At 57.5% G+C, this 18,049-nt stretch carries 17 protein-coding genes and 1 pseudogene; 8 read left to right on the forward strand and 10 right to left on the reverse strand.

From position 1 onward, the window contains the following. The first annotated feature begins 62 nt into the window (after positions 1-62). Positions 63-899: an HTH-type transcriptional activator RhaS gene (rhaS, locus tag HMPREF1024_RS02825; RefSeq protein ID WP_004178008.1), complete on the forward strand. Its 837-nt coding sequence runs from the start codon at positions 63-65 to the stop codon at positions 897-899. Between the two features lie 73 nt (positions 900-972). Beyond that, a pseudogene (rhaR, locus tag HMPREF1024_RS0127590) lies at positions 973-1,791 on the forward strand (HTH-type transcriptional activator RhaR). A gap of 59 nt (positions 1,792-1,850) precedes the next feature. Here rhaR and rhaT read toward each other — a convergent pair. Then, positions 1,851-2,885 carry an L-rhamnose/proton symporter RhaT gene (rhaT, locus tag HMPREF1024_RS02820; RefSeq protein ID WP_002882892.1) on the reverse strand — a complete coding sequence of 345 codons (1,035 nt, stop codon included), beginning with the start codon at positions 2,883-2,885 and terminating at the stop codon, positions 1,851-1,853. A 289-nt stretch (positions 2,886-3,174) separates the two neighbouring features. Here rhaT and sodA point away from each other — a divergent pair, with 289 nt between their 5' ends. Both sodA and yiiM read left to right on the forward strand, forming a co-directional pair. Beyond that, positions 3,175-3,795 carry a superoxide dismutase [Mn] gene (sodA, locus tag HMPREF1024_RS02815; protein ID WP_002882894.1) on the forward strand — a complete coding sequence of 207 codons (621 nt, stop codon included), beginning with the start codon at positions 3,175-3,177 and terminating at the stop codon, positions 3,793-3,795. Between the two features lie 72 nt (positions 3,796-3,867). Next, complete coding sequence (gene yiiM / locus HMPREF1024_RS02810) at positions 3,868-4,542, forward strand: 6-hydroxyaminopurine reductase (protein ID WP_004187194.1); 675 nt, start codon at positions 3,868-3,870, stop codon at positions 4,540-4,542. 67 nt (positions 4,543-4,609) lie between these two features. Here the strand turns inward: yiiM and cpxA are convergent, their stop codons facing one another. Continuing rightward, positions 4,610-5,983, reverse strand: coding sequence for an envelope stress sensor histidine kinase CpxA (cpxA, locus tag HMPREF1024_RS02805; RefSeq protein ID WP_009309731.1), 1,374 nt, complete (start codon positions 5,981-5,983; stop codon positions 4,610-4,612). After that, a complete protein-coding gene (gene cpxR / locus HMPREF1024_RS02800; RefSeq protein WP_002882901.1) occupies positions 5,980-6,678 on the reverse strand; it encodes an envelope stress response regulator transcription factor CpxR in 699 nt (232 codons plus the stop codon). Before cpxR ends, cpxA begins: the two co-directional genes overlap by 4 nt. Before the next feature lie 149 nt (positions 6,679-6,827). Between cpxR and cpxP the strand changes: the two genes are divergently transcribed. The 3 genes from cpxP to pfkA all read left to right on the forward strand — a co-directional run bounded on the left by cpxP (position 6,828) and on the right by pfkA (position 9,550). Further along, the gene (gene cpxP, locus HMPREF1024_RS02795; RefSeq protein WP_004178004.1) at positions 6,828-7,331 is read left to right on the forward strand and encodes a cell-envelope stress modulator CpxP; all 504 of its coding nucleotides are present in this window, start codon (positions 6,828-6,830) and stop codon (positions 7,329-7,331) included. Between the two features lie 157 nt (positions 7,332-7,488). Next, positions 7,489-8,391 (forward strand): CDF family cation-efflux transporter FieF, encoded by a 903-nt coding sequence (gene fieF, locus HMPREF1024_RS02790; protein WP_002882907.1) that lies wholly within the window; start codon positions 7,489-7,491, stop codon positions 8,389-8,391. A gap of 196 nt (positions 8,392-8,587) precedes the next feature. Next, positions 8,588-9,550: a 6-phosphofructokinase gene (gene pfkA, locus HMPREF1024_RS02785; protein ID WP_002882911.1), complete on the forward strand. Its 963-nt coding sequence runs from the start codon at positions 8,588-8,590 to the stop codon at positions 9,548-9,550. A gap of 61 nt (positions 9,551-9,611) precedes the next feature. Here pfkA and rraA read toward each other — a convergent pair whose 3' ends face one another. From rraA to priA, 7 genes are all read right to left on the reverse strand, one after another. Then, positions 9,612-10,097, reverse strand: coding sequence for a ribonuclease E activity regulator RraA (gene rraA, locus HMPREF1024_RS02780; protein ID WP_002882913.1), 486 nt, complete (start codon positions 10,095-10,097; stop codon positions 9,612-9,614). 92 nt (positions 10,098-10,189) lie between these two features. Further along, on the reverse strand, positions 10,190-11,110 hold the full coding sequence (gene menA / locus HMPREF1024_RS02775; RefSeq protein ID WP_009309732.1) for a 1,4-dihydroxy-2-naphthoate polyprenyltransferase: 921 nt from the start codon (positions 11,108-11,110) through the stop codon (positions 10,190-10,192). Positions 11,111-11,179: 69 nt separating this feature from the next. Next, positions 11,180-12,514, reverse strand: a complete 1,335-nt coding sequence (gene hslU / locus HMPREF1024_RS02770) for an HslU--HslV peptidase ATPase subunit (RefSeq protein ID WP_002882917.1) — start codon at positions 12,512-12,514, stop codon at positions 11,180-11,182. Positions 12,515-12,523: 9 nt separating this feature from the next. Further along, positions 12,524-13,054: an ATP-dependent protease subunit HslV gene (gene hslV, locus HMPREF1024_RS02765; RefSeq protein WP_002882918.1), complete on the reverse strand. Its 531-nt coding sequence runs from the start codon at positions 13,052-13,054 to the stop codon at positions 12,524-12,526. Between the two features lie 91 nt (positions 13,055-13,145). Beyond that, positions 13,146-14,114 carry a cell division protein FtsN gene (gene ftsN, locus HMPREF1024_RS02760; protein ID WP_071526720.1) on the reverse strand — a complete coding sequence of 323 codons (969 nt, stop codon included), beginning with the start codon at positions 14,112-14,114 and terminating at the stop codon, positions 13,146-13,148. A 93-nt stretch (positions 14,115-14,207) separates the two neighbouring features. Next, a complete protein-coding gene (gene cytR / locus HMPREF1024_RS02755) occupies positions 14,208-15,236 on the reverse strand; it encodes a DNA-binding transcriptional regulator CytR (protein ID WP_002882921.1) in 1,029 nt (342 codons plus the stop codon). Positions 15,237-15,386: 150 nt separating this feature from the next. Next, positions 15,387-17,582 carry a primosomal protein N' gene (priA, locus tag HMPREF1024_RS02750; RefSeq protein ID WP_009309733.1) on the reverse strand — a complete coding sequence of 732 codons (2,196 nt, stop codon included), beginning with the start codon at positions 17,580-17,582 and terminating at the stop codon, positions 15,387-15,389. 252 nt (positions 17,583-17,834) lie between these two features. Between priA and rpmE the strand changes: the two genes are divergently transcribed. Then, positions 17,835-18,047 carry a 50S ribosomal protein L31 gene (gene rpmE / locus HMPREF1024_RS02745; RefSeq protein ID WP_002882922.1) on the forward strand — a complete coding sequence of 71 codons (213 nt, stop codon included), beginning with the start codon at positions 17,835-17,837 and terminating at the stop codon, positions 18,045-18,047. Positions 18,048-18,049: the final 2 nt, after the last annotated feature.

Raw genomic sequence — 18,049 nt, forward strand, 5'->3', positions numbered from 1 at the left:
AGCCAACCCTTCATTACTATCAGCCGGTGACTGATAATTTTTCTCATTACGAGGGTGGCATCATGACCATATTGCACAGTACGGATTTCTTTAAGGCCGGGATCTCGACGGTGGCTATTGAACCCCGCCTCCCTCAGTCGGCCTTTCCGGAACATCACCATGATTTCCATGAAATAGTTATCGTGGAGCAGGGATCGGGTATTCACGTCTTCAATGGCCAGCCCTACACCATTGGCGGCGGTTCGGTCTGTTTTATCCGCGATCACGACCGCCATCTTTACGAGCACACGGATAATCTGTGTCTGACCAATGTGCTCTATCGCGCGCCGGATGCGTTTCGCTTTCTCGCCGGGGTCAGTCAACTACTGCCCCAGGAACAGGAAGGAAACTACCCCTCGCACTGGCGGGTGAATCAAACCGTCCTGCAACAGGTGCGGCATATCGTGGCGCAGATCGAGGCCGTGGGGAGCGAAACGGATACTCATGCCGTCGCCAGCCGTGAGATCCTGTTTATGCAGCTGCTGGTGCTGTTACGTAAAAGCAGCCTTGCGGAAGAGGCCACCAACAACGATGCGCGGCTGAATCAGCTGTTGGCCTGGCTCGAAGACCATTTTGCGCAGGAGATCTGCTGGGAGGAGGTGGCGGCGCAGTTTTCGCTGTCGCTGCGTACGCTGCACCGCCAGCTGAAGCAGCAAACCGGTCTGACGCCACAGCGCTATCTTAATCGGGTGCGCCTGATGAAAGCCCGCCACCTGCTGCGCCACAGCGATGAAAGCGTGACTGATATCGCTTATCGCTGCGGCTTCGGCGACAGTAACCACTTTTCGACGCTTTTTCGCCGGGAGTTCGACTGGTCGCCGCGCGATATCCGCCAGGGGCGCGACGCCATTCTTCAGTAACGCGAGAAGAGTCAACGTATTGCAGACTAAAAACGCGAATAATGCGCCGTTATCCGCGTTTGGAGTGTGAGCCGTGGCCGGTCTGATTTTACGTAAAGAGGAGTTTTTCCCTTCCGCCACACAGGCAGTGGCGGTGGCAGACCGCTACCCGCAAAATGTCTTTGCCGAACATACCCATGAGTTCTGCGAGCTGGTTCTGGTGTGGCGAGGCAACGGGCTGCACGTCCTTAACGATCGCCCCTGGCGCATTACCCGCGGCGATCTGTTCTACATTCGCGCCGAAGATAAACACTCCTATGCTTCCGTTAACGATCTGGTTCTGCAGAACATCATCTATTGCCCGGAGCGGCTGCAGCTCAATTTTGACTGGGCCGGGGCGATCCCTGGCCTCTTCGGCACGCCGTGGAAGCCCCACTGGCGCATGGGCAGCACAGGTATGGCGCAGGCGCGCCAGGTGATTAGCCAGCTTGAGCATGAGTGCGCCCGGCGCGACGCGCAGGGAAATGCGATGGCCGAACTGCTTTTTGCCCAGCTGGCGCTGACGTTGCAGCGCCATCGCTACGCGACGGATGATCCCGCGGCGACGCAGCGCGAAGAGCTGCTGGACAAACTGCTGGCCGCGCTGGCGGCCAGCCTTAGCCGCCCCTTTGTTCTGGAGCGTTTCTGCGAGCAGGAGGGCGGCAGCGAGCGGGCGCTTCGCCAGTAGTTTCGCCAGCAAACCGGGATGACCATCAATCACTATTTACGCCAGCTGCGGATCTGCCATGCGCAGTATCTGCTGCAGCATACCGAGCGCTTAATCGGCGATATCGCCATGCAGTGCGGCTTTGAGGACAGTAACTACTTTTCGGTGGTTTTTAGCCGGGAAATCGGCATGTCGCCGGGGCAGTGACGGCAGCGCAGTCGCGCCGCCGCCTGAAGAGCGTCGTTGTCAGGCAGATGATCCGGTGATTAACTGGCCATTCCCAGACCGACGATATTGGCGGCGATGATGATCACCACGCAGCCGAGGCTCAGGACGCTCACCGGACGACGGCCGGCGTTGTTCCACTCCTTCAGCACCAGACCCACCACACCGCCGCACAGCACGTAGAAACTCATGTGCAGCATCCAGCTCATATAATCATACTGCGCCGGAATGCTGGCGTGGCCCCAGGCATAGAAGAAGAACTGGAGATACCACATCAGACCGCCGAGGGCGGAGAGCAGAAGGTTGCTGATGATAAGCGGTTTGGCCAGCGAGAAATCGGCTTTGACTGACAGGTTCTTCACTTTCGCCAGACGAATAAAGCAGAAGCCAAGGTTAACCAGCGCCCCGCCGCCCATAATCACCACGTAGCTTGGCAGCGCTGCGTACAGCGGGTCGACGCCGAGCGCCGCGGCGGCATCATGCATCGGTTTGGCGGCGTTCATCGCGAACGACATCCCTGCGGAGAAGATACCGCACATTACCGCCAGCAGAAGCCCTTTCTTCAGATTGAACTCTTCGGCTTTGATGCCCATTTTGCGCTCTTTCAGCTGGCCTGCGCGAGTGACGATGCCGACGCCAATCACCGCCACCAGCACGCCGAGCAGCGTCATTTGACCGCCCTGGGTGTGCATCAGCACTGCAAACTGACCGTTAATAATCGGCGTCATCAGCGTGCCGACAATCAGCGTGATGCCAATGGCGATGCCAATCCCCATCGACATGCCAAGATAGCGCATGGTCAGGCCATAGTTGATATTACCAATGCCCCACATGGCGCCGAACAGAAAGACCGGCAGCAGCGTGGAGGCGCTAAAAGAGCGGTAGTAGGCCCAGAAGTCGGGTAACAGCGTGGCGCTGATGGCCCAGGGCAGAATCAGCCAGGAGACGATCCCCCCGACCGACCACATGGTTTCCCACGACCAGTGTTTTACTTTCTTGAACGGGGCATAGAAACAGGCGGCACTGGCGGCCCCTATCAAATGCCAAAAAATACCCATCGTAATCGCGTGGTTCATTGATTTTATCCTCATCTTTTTTTATCGGAGACGGCGGCTTCCGATGGGATGAGTGTAAAAATTGGCCGCTTTGGCCGCCTTCAGGACGTTGCCACAGGATGGCGAACCCTGGCAACCATGGGCTTAATTAGTTGTTCTACATCACAAAACGACGGGTATTTCTTCTGGTTATATCCATATGAAAAATACGGCATTGATAAGCATTTTCAATACCATTTAATTAACTATAATGGACAAACTGCTTACGCGGCGTTAACACTTGAGCCGCTCGACAATAATGGAGATGATTATGAGCTATACCCTGCCATCCCTGCCTTACGCTTACGATGCTCTGGAACCGCACTTCGACAAGCAGACGATGGAGATCCATCACACTAAACACCACCAGACCTACGTGAACAATGCCAACGCCGCGCTGGAAAGCCTGCCGGAGTTCGCTAACCTGTCCGCTGAAGAGCTGATTACCAAGCTGGATCAGCTGCCGGCTGACAAAAAAACCGTACTGCGTAACAACGCCGGCGGCCACGCGAACCACAGCCTGTTCTGGAAAGGCCTGAAAACCGGTACCACCCTGCAGGGCGACCTGAAAGCGGCTATCGAGCGCGATTTCGGTTCCGTGGAGAACTTCAAAGCGGAATTCGAAAAAGCCGCTGCTACCCGTTTCGGCTCCGGCTGGGCGTGGCTGGTCCTGAAAGGTGACAAACTGGCCGTTGTCTCCACCGCCAACCAGGATTCCCCGCTGATGGGCGAAGCCATTTCCGGCGCTTCCGGCTTCCCGATTATCGGCCTGGACGTCTGGGAACACGCTTACTACCTGAAATTCCAGAACCGCCGCCCGGACTACATCAAAGCCTTCTGGGACGTAGTGAACTGGGACGAAGCTGCAGCGCGTTTTGCCGCCAAAAAATAAGGTTGCATTGCGCTAAAAGAGAAGCGAGTCTGATGACTCGCTTTTTTTATATCTGTAGCAAGGAGAGCAGCCATGCATTATCCGGTGAATGTCTTTGTCGGCAAAATCAGGGACTACGTGGGCAGTCGCCCCAGCGCGATCGACAAAATCCAGGTCGACGGAGAATTGCAGCTCGGCGATCTCGGTCTCGATGGGGACCAGCAGGCGGAGAAGAAAATCCACGGCGGGCCGGACCGCGCGCTGTGTCATTATCCGCGTGAACACTATGCCGACTGGATCCGTGACTTCCCCCAGCAGGCCGAGCGGTTCTGCGCGCCGGCGTTCGGCGAAAACCTCTCCACCACCGGGCTTACCGAGCAAAACGTTTATATCGGCGATATCTTTCGCTGGGGCGAGGCGCTGATCCAGGTCACCCAGCCGCGATCGCCGTGCTTCAAGCTCAACTTTCATTTTGCGATCAATGATATGGCGCAGCTGATGCAAAACAGCGGAAAAACCGGCTGGCTGTACCGGGTGATTGCCGGAGGGCAAGTTTCCAGCGATGCGCCGCTCGAGCTGGTTTCCCGGCTGAGTGATGTCAGCGTTCATGAGGCCGGGGCGATTGCCTGGCAGATGCCGTTTGATGATGATCAGTACCACCGCTTATTGTCGGCAGCGGGCCTGTCTGTTAGCTGGAGCCGAACGATGCAGAAACGGCGTTTAAGCGGCAAGATAGAGGATAGTTCGCGGAGATTATGGGGGAAATAATCCCCCATATTAAGTATTCCCAGGGATGCTCCCGGCGCAGCGCCGCACAGCGCAGGCCGGGTCGGCGTCAGGTTCGTTTATACAGCGGCAGCCAGATTGTTAAACGCAGACCACCCAGCGGGCTGTCGTCGGCCTTCACCCAGCCGCGGTGCTGCTGAATAGCGGTTTCGACAATCGCCAGCCCCAGGCCGGTGCCGCCGGACTCGCGGTCGCGCGCCTCGTCGGTCCGGTAGAATGGCCGGAAAATCTGTTCGCGATCCTCCGGGCTGACTCCCGGGCCGTCGTCATCGACGTTAACCGTAATCCCGTCTTTATCCACCGAGAAGCTGACGGAAATTTTCGTATGCGAGTAGCGCAGGGCGTTGCGCACGATATTCTCCAGCGCGCTTTCCAGCGCATTAGGGTTACCGTACAGCGGCCATGGGCCCGGCGGATACTCAACGGTGAAAGATTTCCCCATCTGCTCAGCTTCAAAGGCCGCATTGTCCAACACTTCGTTCCATAGCTGATTGGCTTTCACCGTCTCGCTGACCAGGGCGTTTTTCGCCTGATTGCGCGACATCACCAGCAGGTCGTTGATCATGCTGTCCAGCCGGTGCGCTTCAGTTTCGATACGCTCCAGCTCCTTACTCTCTCCGCTGCGGCGACGCAGCAGGGCGGTACCTAATTGCAGGCGCGTAAGCGGCGTGCGCAGCTCGTGCGAGATATCGGACAGCAGCCGCTGCTGGCTGGTCATCATCCGCTCCAGGGCCGTCACCATCTGGTTAAAACTGGCGCCAGCGGCTAAAAACTCCTGCGGTCCGGCTTCCAGCTCCGGATGCTGGCGCAGGTTGCCCTGGGCGACTTCATCGGCGGCATTTTTCAGCTTACGCGCCGGTTTCGCCAGGCTCCACGCCAGCCACAGCAGCAGCGGGGCGCTGACCAGCATCGTGACGATCAGCAGCAGCAGCGGCCGGTCAAACAGCAGGTTAATAAAGTCGGATTGTGAGGTGCTGGCGGGACGAATCAGATAGAGCTGATAGTTATCCTCCCCGTCCCGGACGGAAAACGGGCCCACCATTTCCAGGCGGCCATAGCGTTTTTTCTGCGGATGATCGGCGTTATCGGCCTGGCCGATAAAGTTACGAATGATCTGCATTTCGTTGCGTTCTGCGCCGATCACGCGGCCTTCGCTGGTCACCAGCAGCAGGCGTTGTCCCGGAGGCGCCCATTTATCGATGGCGCGAAACAAACGACGCCACCACATCAGGTCGTTTGGCGGATCGTTGGCCAGCTCGGCCTCGACGTGCTGCTCGATCATGATGCCCTGACGCTGCTCGCTTTCCAGCAGCTCGGTCATCTGCCGGGAATCCAGTTTGGGCAACATCAGCACCAGCATCAACACCAGCGCCAGCGTGAGCCAGAAGATGGCGAAGATGCGTGCAGTCAAACGTCCAATCATGAAGCGGAAACCATCAGATACCCGCGGCCACGCAGCGTTTTAAACCACGGATGGCCATCTTTGCGCTCCGGTAGCTTACGCCGCAGGTTGGAAATATGCATATCGATGGCGCGGTCGAACGGCGTCAGGCGCTTGCCTAACACTTCCTGGCTTAAATGCTCACGGGAGACTACCTGACCGAGATGCTGCGCTAACAGATAGAGCAGGGTGAACTCGGTGCCGGTGAGCTCCAGCGTCTGGCCATCGAAATTGGCTTCCTGGCGGCCCGGATTGAGGCTTAAGGCATCCACTTCCAGGGTTGGTGAGCCGGCTTCGGTCGTCTGCTGCTGCTCGCTCCAGTGGGAACGGCGCAGAATCGCGCGTATACGGGCCACCAGCTCGCGATCGTTGAATGGCTTAGGCAAATAGTCATCCGCGCCCAGCTCGAGGCCGAGAACGCGATCCAGCTCGCTTCCGCGCGCTGTTAGCATGATAACCGGAGTCTGGTGTGTCTGACGCAGCTCTTTCAGCGTATCGATACCGTTTTTCTTCGGCATCATCACGTCGAGCAGCAATAAATCAACGCTGTCGTCCAGAAGGGCCAGCGCCTGTTCCCCATCATGGGCCACCAGCACGTTAAAACCTTCCATATCGAGCAGCTCTTTTAACAGGGAGGTGAGCTCCCGGTCATCATCAACTAACAGGATTTTATTCATTGTTTAAATACCTCCGAGGCAGAAATTACGTCATCAAGGCCCGCTAATCCATGACTTTACGTTGTTTTACACCCCCTGACGCATGTTTGCAGCCTGAATCGTAGACTGTCTCTCGTTGAATCGCGACACAAACGTTTTGGGAGTATGTGATGCGCAATGTTATCGCTGCCGTCATGGCCTCAACGCTGGCGCTAAGTGCATATAGCCAGGCCGCTGAAGTCGTTACCAGCGTTAACTGGCTCCCCGGAGACGAAGGGGGACAGCGCGGTAGCCAAAGCCATATGTTTGACGGCATAAGTTTAACCGAGCAGCAACGTCAGCAGTTACGGGATCTTATGCAACGGGCACGCCACGACAGGCTCCCCGTTAATGTTAGCGAAATGGAGACAATGCATCGCCTTGTCACCGCAGAAAATTTTGATGAAAACGCTGTGCGCGCTCAGGCAGAAAAGATGGCGCAGGAACAGGTTGCCCGCCAGGTCGAGATGGCTAAGGTTCGCAACCAGATGTACCACCTGCTTACGCCAGAGCAGCAAGCGGTTTTAAATGCTAAGCACCAGCAGCGTATGGATCAGTTGCGTGAGGTTGCAAGGATGCAGAAAGGCTCAGCGATGATGCTTTCGAGTAGTAGCAACACCCTGCAACCCCAGTAACAAACCCTGTTTTCCTTGCCATAGACACCATCCCTGTCTTCCCCCACATGATGTGGGGGTTTTTTTGCCCTTTTTACGGTAAATCAACTCCTTCGCCTATCCCGTGAGCGTCACAAGTTCGGGTTATACTAAGCGCATTGCAGGAGAAGGAGCCTATATGAATCAATCTTATGGCCGGTTGGTGAGCCGCGCCGCTATTGCAGCGACGGCTATGGCCTCTGCGTTACTTTTGATCAAAATTTTTGCGTGGTGGTATACCGGTTCTGTCAGTATTCTGGCTGCGCTGGTGGATTCGCTGGTGGACATTGCCGCCTCGCTGACCAACCTGCTGGTGGTTCGCTATTCGCTACAGCCTGCTGATGAAGAACATACCTTTGGTCATGGCAAAGCGGAGTCGCTGGCGGCGCTGGCGCAAAGCATGTTTATCTCCGGCTCGGCGCTGTTCCTGTTTCTCACCGGCATTCAGCACCTGGTGCGTCCGGAGCCGCTGCAGGCCGCCGGCGTCGGGGTCGTCGTCACATTGATCGCCCTCGTTAGTACGCTGGCGCTGGTGACTTTCCAGCGCTGGGTGGTGCGAAAAACCCAGAGCCAGGCGGTGCGGGCGGATATGCTTCATTATCAGTCTGATGTTATGATGAACGGCGCCATTCTGGTGGCGCTGGGCCTCTCCTGGTACGGCTGGCATCGCGCCGACGCGTTGTTTGCCCTGGGGATTGGCATCTATATTTTATATAGCGCGCTGCGGATGGGCTATGAGGCGGTTCAGTCACTACTCGACCGCGCTTTGCCTGACGAGGAGCGTCAGGACATTATCACCATCGTGACCGCATGGCCCGGCATCCGCGGGGCGCACGATCTACGAACGCGGCAGTCAGGGCCGACCCGCTTTATTCAGATTCATTTGGAAATGGAAGATAACCTCCCGCTGGTGCAAGCCCACGTGATTGCAGACCAGGTGGAGCAGGCGATTCTGCGCCGTTTCCCGGGGTCCGATGTCATTATCCATCAGGATCCCAGCTCTGTTGTGCCAGCGGCGCAGCAGGGCTTTTTTGAGCGTTAGGTTATAGTCTGTAAACTCGATGTAAAAATGTGGGGCAGATCGGCATTTTTTGTATAAATTACCGCCGTTTGGTCTGACCTGAATCAATTCAGCTTGAGGCGTTTGATATACTATTGTCATTAGCGTCGTGCACTCCTGGTGAGGGAGCGCTTCAGGCAACAGAATTATTTTTTGCTTCCTAAGTTCAGAGGTAGTCATGATTAAGAAAATCGGTGTGTTGACAAGTGGCGGTGATGCGCCGGGCATGAACGCAGCAATTCGTGGCGTTGTGCGCGCGGCATTAACGGAAGGTCTGGAAGTTTTTGGAATCTATGACGGTTACCTCGGATTGTATGAAGACCGTATGGTTCAGCTCGACCGTTACAGCGTTTCCGACATGATCAACCGCGGCGGCACCTTCCTGGGCTCCGCTCGCTTCCCGGAATTCCGCGAAGAACACATCCGCGCTGTGGCTATCGAAAACATGAAGAAGCGCGGCCTGGACGCGCTGGTGGTTATCGGCGGTGACGGTTCCTATATGGGGGCGATGCGCCTGACCGAGATGGGCTTCCCATGCATCGGCCTGCCGGGCACCATCGACAACGATATCAAAGGCACTGACTACACCATCGGCTTCTTTACTGCCCTGAGCACCGTGGTGGAAGCGATTGACCGTTTGCGCGACACCTCCTCTTCGCACCAGCGTATCTCCGTGGTGGAAGTGATGGGCCGTTACTGTGGCGACCTGACCCTGGCGGCGGCGATTGCCGGCGGCTGTGAGTTCATCATGGTGCCTGAAGTGGAATATACCCGTGACGATCTGGTGGCAGAAATCAAAGCCGGTATCGCGAAAGGGAAAAAACACGCTATCGTGGCCATCACCGAGCACATGTGCGACGTTGACGAGCTGGCAAGCTACATCGAGAAAGAGACTGGCCGTGAAACTCGCGCCACCGTCCTCGGCCACATTCAGCGCGGCGGTTCCCCGGTTCCTTACGACCGCATCCTGGCTTCCCGCATGGGCGCCTATGCGATTGAGCTGCTGCTGCAGGGCCATGGCGGCCGTTGCGTCGGCATCCAGAACGAGAAGCTGGTGCACCACGACATCATCGATGCCATCGAGAACATGAAGCGTCCGTTCAAGAACGACTGGCTGGATTGCGCGAAGAAACTGTACTAAGTTACGCGCCGGATAAACAAAAGGCCTTCTCATGGAGAAGGCCTTTTTTATGGCGGAAGGTTTATTCGATATCCAGCGGGTCTTCCGACAGGATCATCCCGGTGTTATCGGCATACAGATGGTCGCCGGAGAAGAAAGTCACCCCGCCGAAATTGACGCGCACGTCGCTTTCGCCGATGCCTTCGCCAGCCGCGCCGACCGGAATAGCCGCCAGCGCCTGAATACCAATGTCCAGTTCCTCAAGGTCGTCAACCTGGCGCACCGCGCCATAGACCACCAACCCTTCCCATTCATTCTGGACGGCCAGACGCGCCAGGTCTGCGTCAATTAACGCGCGTCGTACTGAGCCGCCGCCGTCGATCAGGAGAATATGACCACGGCCATTCTGCTCGAGCAGATCGTAGAGCAACCCGTTATCCTCGAAACATTTAACCGTAATGATCTGTCCACCAAACGACGACCGTCCTCCAAAGTTAGAGAACAGCGGTTCCACGACGTTGACATCTTCCTGGTAGATGTCACAAAGCTCGGAAGTATCGTATTTCATAGGCTTAACGTTCAGTTGCTGCGAGAGTTTTTAGTATATCCCGCGAATCGCATTGTTGGCAAAATCATCAATTGTTAATTGATATTTGTCAGTTAAGCCATCAGCTTACTGGCAATAATTCCGATAACAAACAGCAGGTTGGTCAGTAAGGCCCCTTTGACCGTCTTTTCGAGCATTGGCCGCATCGCCAGCGGATCGGATTCGCGCAGGACGTAGCGCGCCTGTTTCACCAGCAGCGGCGTGGCGAGAATAAACAGCCAGCCCCAGGCTGAATGCAGCGTCAGCAGGTTAAATAGCGCCAGACACAGCAGGGCGCCGAGCAGCAGGCAGGCATGATAGCGGCGGGCATTGACCGGGCCCAGGCGCACGGCGAGAGTGTTCTTCCCGTTCTGCCGGTCGCTGTCGATATCGCGCAGATTATTGATGTTTAGCACGGCGGTCGCCAGCAGACCGCAGGCTGTCGCCGGCAGAAAAATGGCCGCTTCCACATTATGGGCTTGCAGATACCAGCTGCCGAGGACGCTCAGCCAGCCGAAGAAAACGAGTACTGAGATATCACCCAGACCAATATATCCATACGGACGGGTGCCCACCGTGTAGGTGATGGCGGCCACGATAGACAGGCCTCCCAGGGCGAGGAAGCCGATGAAATCGCCGACGCTCTGCCAGGCGGCGCACAGCAGCGCCAGACCAAACAGGCAGATGAGTACGACGGTGACGATCAGGGCGCGCTTCATCTGCTGGGGGGTAATCACCCCTTTCTGCATCCCGCGCAGCGGCCCGATGCGATCCGGTTTATCGCTCCCCTTAACCGCGTCGCCGTAGTCATTGGCGAGGTTGGAAAGAATTTGCAGCAAGCCGGCGGTGATCAGCGCCAGCAGGGCAACCCAGGGATCAAAATGGCCCTGCTCCCAGGCAAGGACGGTGCCAACAATAATCGCGGCAAATGCCAGCGGTAACGTTTTAGGACGCAGGCTTTCCAGCCACGCCTGTGAACGGCTGATATCAGTCATAGTTATTCTAGCCAATAAAAATGGGGGCGATAGCCCCCATCAACAGTGATGAAAATGCATTGCACCGGATTATAGGATAAAACGGCTCAGATCTTCATCTGCCACCAGAACATCCAGGTGTTTACTCACATATTCGGCATCGATAGTGACGGTCTGGCCGTTCATCTCGCTGGCATCATAGGAAATATCTTCCACCAGGCGCTCCAGCACGGTGTGCAGGCGACGCGCACCGATGTTCTCGGTGGTTTCGTTTACCTGCCATGCGGCCTGGGCGATGCGCTTGATGCCGTCTTCGGTGAATTCGATGTTCACCCCTTCGGTCGCCATCAGCGCCTTGTACTGCACGGTGATGGAGGCATTCGGCTCGGTCAGGATGCGCTCGAAGTCGTGGGTGGTCAGCGCCTTCAGCTCAACGCGGATCGGCAGACGCCCCTGCAGTTCCGGGATCAGATCGGATGGGCTGGCCACCTGGAATGCGCCGGAGGCGATAAACAGGATGTGGTCGGTCTTGACCATCCCATGTTTGGTGGAGACGGTGCAGCCTTCCACCAGCGGCAGCAGGTCGCGCTGTACGCCTTCGCGGGAGACGTCCGGGCCGGAGGTGTTGCCGCCGCGCTTACAGATTTTGTCGATTTCGTCGATAAAGACGATACCGTGCTGCTCTACAGCGTCGATGGCTTCCTGCTTCAGCTCTTCCGGATTGACCAGTTTGGCCGCTTCTTCTTCAATCAGCAGCTTCATCGCGTCTTTGATTTTCAGCTTACGCGGTTTCTGCTTCTGGCCGCCGAGGTTCTGGAACATAGACTGCAGCTGGCTGGTCATCTCTTCCATGCCCGGAGGGGACATGATTTCAACGCCCATCGGCGCCGCAGCGAGATCGATTTCAATCTCTTTATCGTCCAGCTGGCCTTCACGCAGTTTTTTACGGAACGCCTGGCGCGCTGCAGACGGTTCCTGCGACGGCTCAGTCTGGCCCCAGTTGTTCTTCGCCGGTGGGATCAGCACGTCGAGCACGCGCTCTTCCGCCAGCTCTTCCGCGCGGTAACGGTTCTTATCGATGGACTGCATGCGAACCATTTTGATCGCCGCATCGGTCAAATCGCGGATGATGGAGTCCACTTCTTTACCGACATAGCCCACTTCGGTGAACTTCGTCGCTTCAACTTTGATAAACGGCGCGTTGGCCAGTTTTGCCAGACGACGGGCGATTTCGGTTTTACCGACGCCGGTTGGGCCGATCATCAGAATGTTTTTCGGCGTGACTTCATGACGCAGCTCTTCGTTAAGCTGCATCCGACGCCAGCGGTTACGCAGGGCGATAGCAACAGAACGCTTGGCGGCGTCCTGACCGATAATGTGTTTGTCCAGTTCGCTGACAATTTCGCGTGGGGTCATTTCAGACATGGGAGATCCTTACGCTTTAGAAGGTAATTCTTCGATGGTGTGGAAATGGTTGGTGTAGATGCAGATATCACCTGCAATATCCAACGCTTTCTCGGCGATGTCGCGCGCGCCCATATCGGTATTTTCCAACAGCGCGCGGGCCGCGGCCTGGGCGTAAGGACCGCCGGAGCCGATAGCAATCAAATCGTTTTCCGGCTGTACCACGTCACCGTTACCGGTGATGATAAGCGACGCGTTTTCGTCCGCGACGGCCAGCAGCGCTTCCAGTTTGCGCAACATCCGGTCAGTTCGCCAGTCTTTGGCCAGCTCAACGGCGGCCTTCACCAGGTGGCCCTGGTGCATTTCCAGTTTACGTTCAAACAGTTCGAACAGCGTGAAGGCGTCGGCGGTGCCGCCAGCGAAACCGGCAATCACTTTGTCGTTGTACAGACGACGCACTTTCTTCACATTGCCCTTCATCACGGTATTGCCCAGCGTGGCCTGGCCATCACCGGCAATAACAACATGGCCGTTACGGCGAACACTTACAATTGTAGTCACGAGCAGACCCCTTGGTTGCAAAAGCGGAACAGGGGCCCCGCGCTGTCCGCGGGGCCGAATGCAATTATAGATGGGGGGGATTTTGAGGGTTTCAACCCCTGGCGGCGAGACGAATGCAGTTCGCGTGTCCAGCCATCTTCAGGCGGGTGATCATCTCGTTGGCGCTTTCTTTGCCTTTCAACGGGCCAATAACCACGCGGTTCCAGCCGTTGTTAGTGGTAATGTGCGAAGCAAACCCTTCGAAAGCCAGCTGAGCGCGGACGGTTTCGGCCTGCTCGGCGCCTTTAAAAGAGCCGCACTGGATCATCCAGCTACGATCGTCTTTCTTCTCGGCGGTGGTTTTCGGCGCTTCTTCCACCCGAGTTACCGGCGCCGCGGCCTGGGTGCGCGGCTGCGTGGTATTGGTATGCGCTGGCGTCTGCAGCAGATCCTGGTACGGCTGCTGGTTTGACACGGTCTGCTTCGGCTGTTGCTGCTGAACCGGCTTCGGCTGCTGAACGCGCGGCGGCTGCTGTTGGACGGTCTGCGCCTGAGTCTGCGCCCATTGTTGCTGCTGCGCCTGCTGCTGTTGCTGCGCTAAACGCTGACGCTGAAGCGTCTGCTGGCGCTGCGCCGGCGTTTGTTCGTTCCACGGCACTTCGGTCAGCTGGGTCGGCTGCTGGCGCATATCGGCCTGCATCTGGGCGAGCAGCTGGCGCTGCTCGTCGGTCAGCTGTTCCGGTTTCATGACTTCGCCACCGGCGGTCGGTTCGGTCGGCGCGCGGACGCCAGGCTGGCGGCTTTCCAGCTCTTTAATATAGCGCCAGCGCTCTTCCGGTTTGGGCGGCAAGCCGTTGCCGGCGGCCTGGCGATTTTGCATCGCTTCCGCTTCTTCTTTCTTATGATGCGTAATGAAATAGAGGCCACCGATAAAGGCCACCAGCACAGCCGCCGCGATCGCCACCATCGCCGGTGAAATCGCCGGAAGGCTGCTTTGCTTATTCCTTGAGCTTCGGGTCGTGCTCTTTTTGCGCCGCGAAGAAGCCGGTTGGCTTCGGCGTACATAATCTCGTTGTGCCACTATCGTTTCGCTGTCTTATATTCGTTCGTCAGCCCGCCATGTTACTTAAGCGGCGGGCCTTTGACCAGAAGAGCAGGCCCGAAAGCCTGATGGTTATCGTCTGATTTTTTGCGTACTGCCGCGAACAATCAGTTCGCAATCGAGCAGACGCGAGCCGCTGTTCACGTTATGCCCCTGCATTTGCTCCAGTAATAGCAGCATTCCTTCACGGCCGATATCAAACCGTGGCTGTGAAACCGTGGTCAACGGCGGATCGCAAAATTCAGACAACGCGATGTTATCGAAGCCGACAATTGACAGGTCGTCCGGCACTTTCAGACCGCGACGTTTTGCCAGCGATAAGGCGCCCAGCGCCATCACATCGCTATGGCAAAAGACCGCCGTGGGCGGCACCGGCTGCGCCAGGAGCTGCTCCAGCGCATTGGCGCCGGCTTCGAAGGTAAAGTTGCCGCGAGCAATATAGTGCGGATCGACGGTGATACCGCTGCGGCGCAGCGCCTGCACATAACCCTGCAGGCGATAATGGCACAACGGCATATCTTCCGGGCCGGCGATACAGCCGATACGCTGATGTCCCAGCTCGTGGAGATAATTTACCGCGTTAAAGGCCGCCGTCAGGTTATCGATATGGACGGTGGGCAGCTCCAGCTCCGGCGCAAACTCATTCGACATGACCATTGGCGGCAAATTGCGCTGCTCTTCCACGCTGGCGTCAAACGGCAGGCGCGAACTGAGCAGCACCATGCCGTCGATCTGCTTGGTGATGATAAGGTCGATAAAGGTTTTTTCTTTCTGATTCTGGTGGGCGCAATCGCCGATTAACACCAGATAGCCGTGCTCGGCGGCAGTGACTTCAATACCGCGGATCACTTCACTAAAGAAGGGATCGCAGATATCCGGGACGATCACGAGGATCGTTCGCGATTCGTTGCGCTTCATATTGCGTCCGAGCGACTGCGGTAAATAGCCGACTTCCAGCGCCGCCTGCTCGACCCGGTTACGGGTGGCTTGCGACACCTTATCAGGGTTCATCAACGCTCGGGACACGGTTGCCGTGGAAACGTTTGCCTTGAGGGCGACGTCTTTCATGGTGGCGGCAACCACTTGTTTTTTGGGCTTCACCTGGTTTCTCCTCGCTGAATGGCGCTGGCATTTCCCTTGGGCGCTAACTGCTGCATCATTTTTATCAGATAGTCGCGGCAGTGAGTTACAGAATTTTCATGAAAAACGTGATGCTTGTTAAATTTTTCGATCCGGCTCGCAAGAGAAGGCTTATCCTTCAATCGGATCGACATCCAGCACCCACTTCACTTTTCTCGCCTCCGGAAGCGTATTGATCAGCGCCAGCGTACCGCTAACGATATGTTGCAGACGCACCCGCGAAGGATGCTGCAGCAATATTTGCCAGCGCCAGCGGCCGCCGCGCTTTGGCGCCAGCGCCGGAACCGGACCGAGCACCCATAGCTTTTCGTCGGCCAGCGGGCTGGCCTGCAGCAGATTGCGCAGCTGTTGTAAAAACAGCGGCGCCTGCTGGTTGTTATGGTCTTCCGCACGAATCAGCACATGGCTGGTCCACGGCGGCAGCTGCATCGTCTGCCGCTCTGCCAGCGCCTGTTCGGCAAAGGCGTCGTAGCCTTTATACAGCAGGGTCTGCAAAAGAGGGTGTTCCGGATGGTGGGTTTGAAGAATGACCTCGCCCTGTTTTCCTGCCCGGCCCGCTCGTCCGGAGACCTGGGTATAAAGCTGAGCGAAACGCTCTGCGGAGCGGAAATCAGCGGAAAACAGCGCCCCGTCGACATCCAGTAGGGAGACGAGGGTGACGTCCGGGAAGTGGTGCCCTTTGGCCAGCATTTGGGTGCCAATCAGAATACGCGCCCCGCCGCGATGGACGGCGGCGAGATGCTCCTCCAGCGCTCCTTTGCGGCTGGTGGTATCGCGGTCGATACGCGAGATAGGCACCTCAGGGAACAGCGGCGCCAGGGCCTGCTCCAGCTGCTCGGTGCCGATCCCTACCGGCACCAGATGCGTGGAGCCGCAGGAAGGACACTGGCGCGGGATTGGGCGCTGGCTGTCGCAATGGTGGCAGCGCAGATGGTGCTGCGCCTGGTGCAACGTATAGTAACTGTCGCAGCGCGGGCATTCCGCTATCCAGCCGCAATCGTGGCACAGCAGCGCTGGCGCAAAGCCGCGGCGGTTAAGAAACAGGATCACCTGGTTATCCGCTTGCAGGTGCTGGCGCATACGGCTAATCAGCGCGGGAGACAGGCCCGCCTGCAGCGGTAGCCCTTTGAGATCGAGCACGTGCTGCTGGGCCGGGCGCGCATTGCCCGCGCGTTTGCTTAAGGTTAACTGGCGGTATTTACCCTGGCGGACGTTATGCAGAGTCTCCAGCGCCGGCGTCGCCGAGCCGAGAATTATCGGGATCTGCTCGCTATGGGCGCGCCATACCGCCAGGTCGCGGGCATGGTAGCGCCAGCCTTCCTGCTGCTTGTAGGAGCTGTCATGCTCTTCGTCGATGACGATGACGCCGAGATCTTTAAATGGGGTAAACAGCGAGGAGCGGGTGCCGATCACAATGGCCGCTTCGCCATTTTTCGCCTTCAGCCAGGCCGAGAGACGTTCGCTGTCATTGAGCCCGGAGTGCAGCACTTCCACCGGCGCGTTAAAGCGCTGGCGAAATCGGGCGATGGTTTGCGGCGTCAGGCCGATCTCCGGCACCATCACCAGCGCCTGGCGCCCCTGCGCCAGCACATTCTCCAGCACGCTCAAATAGACTTCCGTTTTCCCGGAGCCGGTAATACCCGCCAGCAGCCAGGCGGAGAAACGATCGGCGGCGCTGTGGATCGCCCCGACGGCGGTGGCCTGCTCGGTATTCAGGCGCAGGCGTTCGCCGGCAACCGAATACGCGCTGCGCCAGTCGGTGAGGGCGGGCGCTTCGCAGGCCAGCTCCGCCAGCCCTTTACCGCGCAGCGCCTGCAGCGCCGCTTCATTGAATTCCAGTTCGCCAACCTGATGACGCCAGATTTTGCCCTGGCGCAGCGCCGCCAGCGCCTGCTGCTGCTTCCGGGAGCGTTTCAGACCGTTAAGGTCGACAACCTGCCCCTGCTCGGTGGCGAACCAGTACCACAGCGGCGTGGCGCTGGCGGGTTTGCCCTGGCGCAGCATAACGGGTAATGCATGGAACAGCACATCGCCGATCGGGTGATGGTAATACTCAGCCGCCCACATCAGCAGTCGCCAGACAGTCGTGGAGAAGACCGGCTCGTCGTCCAGCGCTTCGGCGACCGGTTTTAGCTCATCCAGCGGCAGTTCGCTGCGCTCGCTCACCGCCGCGACAATGCCGATCCGCTCCTGTTTGCCGAACGGCACCCGCACCCGACAGCCCGCTTTGACCGCCATGCCTTCAGGCAGCAGGTAGTCAAAAGTGCGCGGTAGCGGAACGGGTAGGGCAACGTGGGCGACGGACATGTCATCTTCCTGACTTGAAATCTGGCGGGATAGTATACACATTACGATAAGGCGGCGCGGATCAGTTTGCATATGCTGGTCAAATTCTGTATGATTCGCCGCCTTTGATGCGCTTTATATCGCATTGAAGATTGACCATTACCGCGTGCTTCACGCTGTCAGCAGCGTAGAAGGCGACGGGAAATTACTAATATCGCGTGGTGTCTGGCGTTAGGGCTGGAAGAGCGACGCGGCCTTAACTGAGGTTCTCCCATGAAAAAAGGTATTCACCCAAATTACGACGAAATTACTGCTACCTGTTCTTGCGGTAATGTCATGAAAATCCGCTCCACCGTTGGTCACGACCTGAACCTCGACGTGTGCGGCAAATGCCACCCGTTCTTCACCGGCAAACAGCGTGATGTTGCTACCGGTGGCCGTGTTGACCGCTTCAACAAGCGCTTCAGCATCCCGGGCAGCAAGTAAGT

Source organism: Klebsiella sp. 4_1_44FAA, from assembly GCF_000238715.1.
Taxonomy (GTDB): domain Bacteria; phylum Pseudomonadota; class Gammaproteobacteria; order Enterobacterales; family Enterobacteriaceae; genus Klebsiella; species Klebsiella pneumoniae.